This window comes from Desulfosarcina sp. (assembly GCF_033791525.1).
Lineage (GTDB): Bacteria > Desulfobacterota > Desulfobacteria > Desulfobacterales > Desulfosarcinaceae > Desulfosarcina.
Map to the genome: position 1 here is coordinate 1 of NZ_JASJGN010000275.1, position 4,867 is coordinate 4,867.

Annotated in this window: 5 protein-coding genes; 1 reads left to right on the forward strand and 4 read right to left on the reverse strand. The window is 55.2% G+C overall.

Annotation, left to right across the window (positions count from 1 at the left end; translation table 11 throughout):
• The 3 genes from QNK41_RS13775 to QNK41_RS13785 form a co-directional block, all read right to left on the reverse strand.
• A partial coding sequence (locus QNK41_RS13775; RefSeq protein ID WP_319257887.1) for a GntR family transcriptional regulator occupies nucleotides 1–657 on the reverse strand: 657 nt, incomplete at its 3' end.
• A gap of 401 nt (nucleotides 658–1,058) precedes the next feature.
• Nucleotides 1,059–2,330 carry a sulfate adenylyltransferase gene (sat, locus tag QNK41_RS13780; protein WP_319257889.1) on the reverse strand — a complete coding sequence of 424 codons (1,272 nt, stop codon included), beginning with the start codon at nucleotides 2,328–2,330 and terminating at the stop codon, nucleotides 1,059–1,061.
• A 194-nt stretch (nucleotides 2,331–2,524) separates the two neighbouring features.
• Nucleotides 2,525–3,322: a sulfite exporter TauE/SafE family protein gene (locus QNK41_RS13785; RefSeq protein ID WP_319257891.1), complete on the reverse strand. Its 798-nt coding sequence runs from the start codon at nucleotides 3,320–3,322 to the stop codon at nucleotides 2,525–2,527.
• 134 nt (nucleotides 3,323–3,456) lie between these two features.
• Here QNK41_RS13785 and QNK41_RS13790 point away from each other — a divergent pair, with 134 nt between their 5' ends.
• Nucleotides 3,457–4,173 carry a type 1 glutamine amidotransferase gene (locus QNK41_RS13790; RefSeq protein WP_319257893.1) on the forward strand — a complete coding sequence of 239 codons (717 nt, stop codon included), beginning with the start codon at nucleotides 3,457–3,459 and terminating at the stop codon, nucleotides 4,171–4,173.
• Between the two features lie 10 nt (nucleotides 4,174–4,183).
• Here QNK41_RS13790 and QNK41_RS13795 read toward each other — a convergent pair.
• On the reverse strand, nucleotides 4,184–4,867 hold a 684-nt coding region (locus QNK41_RS13795), incomplete at its 5' end, for a M48 family metallopeptidase (protein ID WP_319257895.1).

The window sequence follows — 4,867 nt, forward strand, 5'->3', positions numbered from 1 at the left end:
TTTTTTTGACTGTTCGACCAATGTCCCCAGTGCCTGGGATTGGTTTTGCAAGTGTGCTTGCATCAGGGTCTCGGCTTTCGAATGGTTGCGCTGTCGAAACGCTTCCAGCAGATCACGGTGTTCGCGAATCGAAGATGCGAACCTTTGCGGAAGATTCAGGGATTGGAACCGATACAGCAATATCTTTTTGCGCAGACCGTTGACAATCTGATTGAGAGTGCGGTTGCCGGCAATTTCCTGCACGACCGAATGATACTGGTTGTTGGTACGGATATACGCTTCCTGATCATGCCGCTCGAAATTTTCTTCGAGTTTGGCGTGCAGCTTTTCAATGCGGGCAAAATTCTTGGATGTCATCTTTTGGCAAGCCTCATGGGCGCAGAACCCTTCCAGCAAGCTCATCACATCGAACATTTCGGCAATTTCTTCAAACTCCGGCTTGGTCACAAAAGCACCGCGGTTGGGAACCAGTCGGATCAGACCCTCGACGCTCAGGACCCGAATGGCCTCGCGCATGGGTGTTTTGCTGATACCCATGGTTTCGCATAGCTTGCCTTCGTTGACCTTGTCCCCTTCCTTGAGTTTGCCGGTCATGATCATGTCCCTGAGCATGTCAGCAATCTGAACGTGGTAGGTGGCTTTTTTGAATTTCATCATTATTTAAGATAAATTTGCAAGAAATATTGGCGGGTTATTTAAAATATAATAATTTATTAAAAATAAAATATTATATTTGCTACCTTGTTGGGTGGCCAAAGTCAATAGCTGATTTTTCCGTTCGTCGGTTAAGCAGCGGGCGCGAAGGGGCTAACGGCGCTCAACCGCCTTGCAGGAATAGATCCGTGGATATCGCGATTGAGGCGGGTCACCCGGCAGCTCAAAGTCAAGCACACCGATGGCGTTCTCAACGCGAAGGCTTGTCACAACAAACCGATGGATGAACAGGCTTGTTGTGTTGTTGCAACAGGCGGGTTATGGGGCAATTGAACGGCAGGGGACAAAAAAAGGGACGCGCCGGGGCGCGTCCCTTTTCAATCGTGTAAACCGTTGCCGGAAAACTAGTTACCGGTAGCGGCCTTGTGGGTCTTGATTTCCACCTTATCGGTGACGCCTTCGTAGTATTTACGCAGGATGGCGACAACTTCGTCGCGGCCGAAGTGATCGGGCAAGTCGCCGCCTTCGGAGAGCATCTTGCGCAGCATGGTGCCGGAGAGCAGTACGCGGTCTTCCTTGCCGTGGGGGCAGGTCCTCAGGGAAGCCATGCCGTCGCACTTGTAGCAGTAGAAGGTCCAGTCGATTTTCAGGGGCTGGCAGAGCAGGCCTTTGCCGCCTTCCGGGGTCGGGATCTTATCGAAGATGGTCTGGGCTTCGAACATGCCGTAGAAGTCGCCGACGCCGGCATGGTCGCGGCCGATGATCATCTTTGAGCAACCATAGTTCTGGCGGAATGCGGCGTGCAACAGGCCTTCACGGGGACCGGCGTAGCGCATATCCAACGGGTAGCCGCCCTGGATGACATTTTGCTCGACAAAGTAACCCTTCACCAGGGCATCGATACAGTCAACGCGAACCTCTGCAGGAATGTCGCCCGGTTTCAGGTTGCCAACGAGGGAATGAATGTAAACGCCGTCACACACTTCAACAGCGATCTTGCACAGGTATTCGTGGGAACGATGCATGGGGTTCCGGAGCTGCAGGGCGGCGACTTCACTCCATCCGCGATCATCGAAAATCTTGCGGGATTCGGCCGGACGATGGTAAACACCGGCATACTTGGTGGGGTAGTCGCCTTCGCTGAGCACCTTGACCGGGCCGGCCAGGTTGAAGGCTTTCTGGCTCATGACCATCTGGACGCCGGGATGATCCTCTTCGGCGATCTTCCAGAACTCTTCAGCCGTCGGGGTGCCTTCGCCCATGTAGACTGTTTCGCATTCCCATTTTTTATCGGCGTCGGTCAGTTCGAATTGCTCGGTGACCTTCATGGTGGCCATGATCTCTTTGCCCTCGGGATCATACAGGGCCACTTCGTCGCCGACGGCGATGGCATCGGCATCTTCCTTGGTCACATCCAGGCACACCGGCACCGGCCAGAAGGTGCCGTCTGCAGTCAGGAAATCTTGGCAAACGCCTTTCCAGTCGGCTTTGTTCATGAAACCGGTCAGGGGGCTGAAGCCGCCGATGCCGAGCATGATCAGGTCACCCTTGACGCGCGCGGAAATCTCGATCTGTTTGAGGCCGGCGGCCTTTTTCAGTTCGGCTTCCTTTTCAGCGCCTTCGAGCAGACAGACGGTGAGGCCTTTGCCACCATGCGGGGGAATAAGATTGGACATGTGTTCTTTCTCCTTTCAATAATGTGATTTTCGCAATCTGTATACACAGATGAATAGCCTGGAGGGAATTAAAATACCAAGTAGAAGTAACTATGCGGGAACAGTTTTTTTGTCAAGAATATTTCGGGAGTGAACGGCTGATCGAAGACGATTAACAAACCGAGTTCAGCGTTTTGAACATAAGAGCCGAAAATTCACAAAATTCCGATCAGCATGCGGGTGCCCACCACCAGCAGCAGGACGGCAAAGATACGTTTGAGTCGGTTCACAGGCAGGCTGTGGGCCAGCCGAACCCCTATCGGGGCTGTCAGAACACTGGTCACGACGATGCCCAGCAGGGCCGGCAGATAGATATAACCCACGGAAAAATCGGGCAGGCCCTGAACCGCCAGACCGTTGTAGATGTAGCCAATGGTGCCGGCAATGGCAATGGGAAAGCCGATGGCTGCAGAGGTGCCGATGGCGTGGTGAACGGTCATATTGCGCCAGATCATGAAAGGCACGGAAAGCGCTCCACCGCCGATGCCCACCAGGCTGGATACGATGCCGATGACGTTGCCGACGCCGAACATGGCCGCATGTCCGGGAATCTGGCGGGAGGGTTTGGGTTTCCTGTTGGTCAGCATCTGAATGGTCACGTAGTAAAGAAAAACGACGAAGAAGCCTTTGAGAAACCGGGTGGAGAGCTGGGCGGCGATGCAGCTGCCGAGGAAGGTGCCGGTAAGAATACCGATGACAATTTTTCGCACCACATCCCAGTGGACTGCATCGCGTTTTTGGTGGGCCCGGAAGCTGGCAACGGCGGTAAACATGATGCTGGCCAGCGATGTGCCCAAGGCCATGTGCATGATCAAGGCTTCTGGGATTCCCTGGCGGACAAAACAGAACACCAGCATGGGCACGATAACCACTCCACCGCCGATGCCCAGCAGGCCGGCCAGAATGCCAGCCACGGCACCATCTAGGATGTACATCAACAAAATTGCCGTCATATAGGCGCCTCGCGGATCGATTGGTGTCATACTAGTGAAATCGGTTGACGAATCGACCGGACCCGTTATCATGTTTGCCCGGGACCCACAAGGTCAATCCAGTAATCAACACGCGCGTCATTAGGGAGTGAAATATGAAAATTCACTGGCTGCAGCATGTTGCATTTGAGGGTTTGGGAAGCATTGCCGGCTGGGCGGCGGAAAACGGCTGCCCGGTGAGCGGTTCACGGATGTTCGCCGGTGATGCCCTGCCGGCCAACAACGCCTTTGACCTGCTGGTCATCATGGGCGGCCCCATGAGTGTGAACGATGAGGTTGTGCATCCCTGGCTGGTCGACGAAAAACGATACGTCGCTCAGGCTATGGCGGCCGGCAAGATGGTCCTCGGTATCTGCCTGGGTGCACAGATGATTGCCAGTGCAAACGGTGCTCGAGTTTACCCCAACGATTACCCTGAAATCGGCTGGTTTCCAGTGAAGAAAACGAAGGCCGCAAAAAAAATGCCGGTCGGCCATGCGCTGGCTGATAAGACAGAGGTCTTCCACTGGCATGGTGAAACCTTCGACCTGCCCCACGGTGCGGTGCATCTGGCCCGCAACCGGGTTTGCGAAAACCAGGCCTTTGCCATGGGGCAGCGCATCGTCGGCCTCCAATACCACCTGGAAACCACACCGGAATCGGCTAGGGCACTGATCCAGCATTGTCGGCATGAACTGGTGAAGGCGCCGCATGTTCAGACCGAATCCGAAATACAATCCCAACCCAATCGCTTTTGGGCGCTGAACCGTGAAATGGACAGGCTGCTCGACTATTTTATTTCAATCCACAGGACGCCGATAATGACCGAATAAAAGCGGAACGTCAGTGTGCGTTGATTTTGGCGGTCAGTTCGGCCGGCAGGGGAAGCGGGTTGCCGGTGGGGTAGCCCCGCTCTTGGGCCAGATCTTCCAAGTGGCCGATGCGGCGACGATTTTCCGGGTGGGATGCGAAATAGTGGCCGAAGCGGCCCGGATCCCCGTCTTCAGGGATTTTATTGAAAAAGGAGGTGGCGTCCGCCACGTGACCGTAATGGCAGAACAATGTTTCCAGAGCGAATTCGTCGGCCTGGCTTTCCTGTTTGCGTGAAAAACTCAGTTCGGTGAGAACCATTCCCTGCCCGATCATGCTGTTGACGCTGTTGTCCGCCCCCAGCAGAACGGTGGATGCCGTCATCAGCACCAGGGCCCGCCCCAGGCCCCGAAGGTGGTCCCTGTTGGCAAAATGGCCCAATTCGTGGGCCAGGACAAAGGCCAGCTCGTTCTCCGAAGTCATTTCCGCGAGCAGACCGGTAAAGACCACCATGTGCCCACCGGGCAGCGCCGCCGCATTGACGGCATCGGACTCGGTGACATGGATGGTAATGGTATAGGGCAGCGGGGCGCAGCGGTCCTGGAGGCGATCCACCAGGGCCTGGAGGGATCGGGTGGTGTCGTCGACCTCTTCCGTTTCCACGATCTTTCCGATAAACGCGCCGGCCAGTTTTTTTTCCAGGTCCATGGAGAGCCG

Bases quoted from the DNA above. Each gene is read 5' to 3' on its own strand.
- sat (WP_319257889.1), bottom strand. From the start codon at position 2,330: ATGTCCAATCTTATTCCCCCGCATGGTGGCAAAGGCCTCACCGTCTGT.
- QNK41_RS13785 (WP_319257891.1), bottom strand. From the start codon at position 3,322: ATGACGGCAATTTTGTTGATGTACATCCTAGATGGTGCCGTGGCTGGC.
- QNK41_RS13790 (WP_319257893.1), top strand. From the start codon at position 3,457: ATGAAAATTCACTGGCTGCAGCATGTTGCATTTGAGGGTTTGGGAAGC.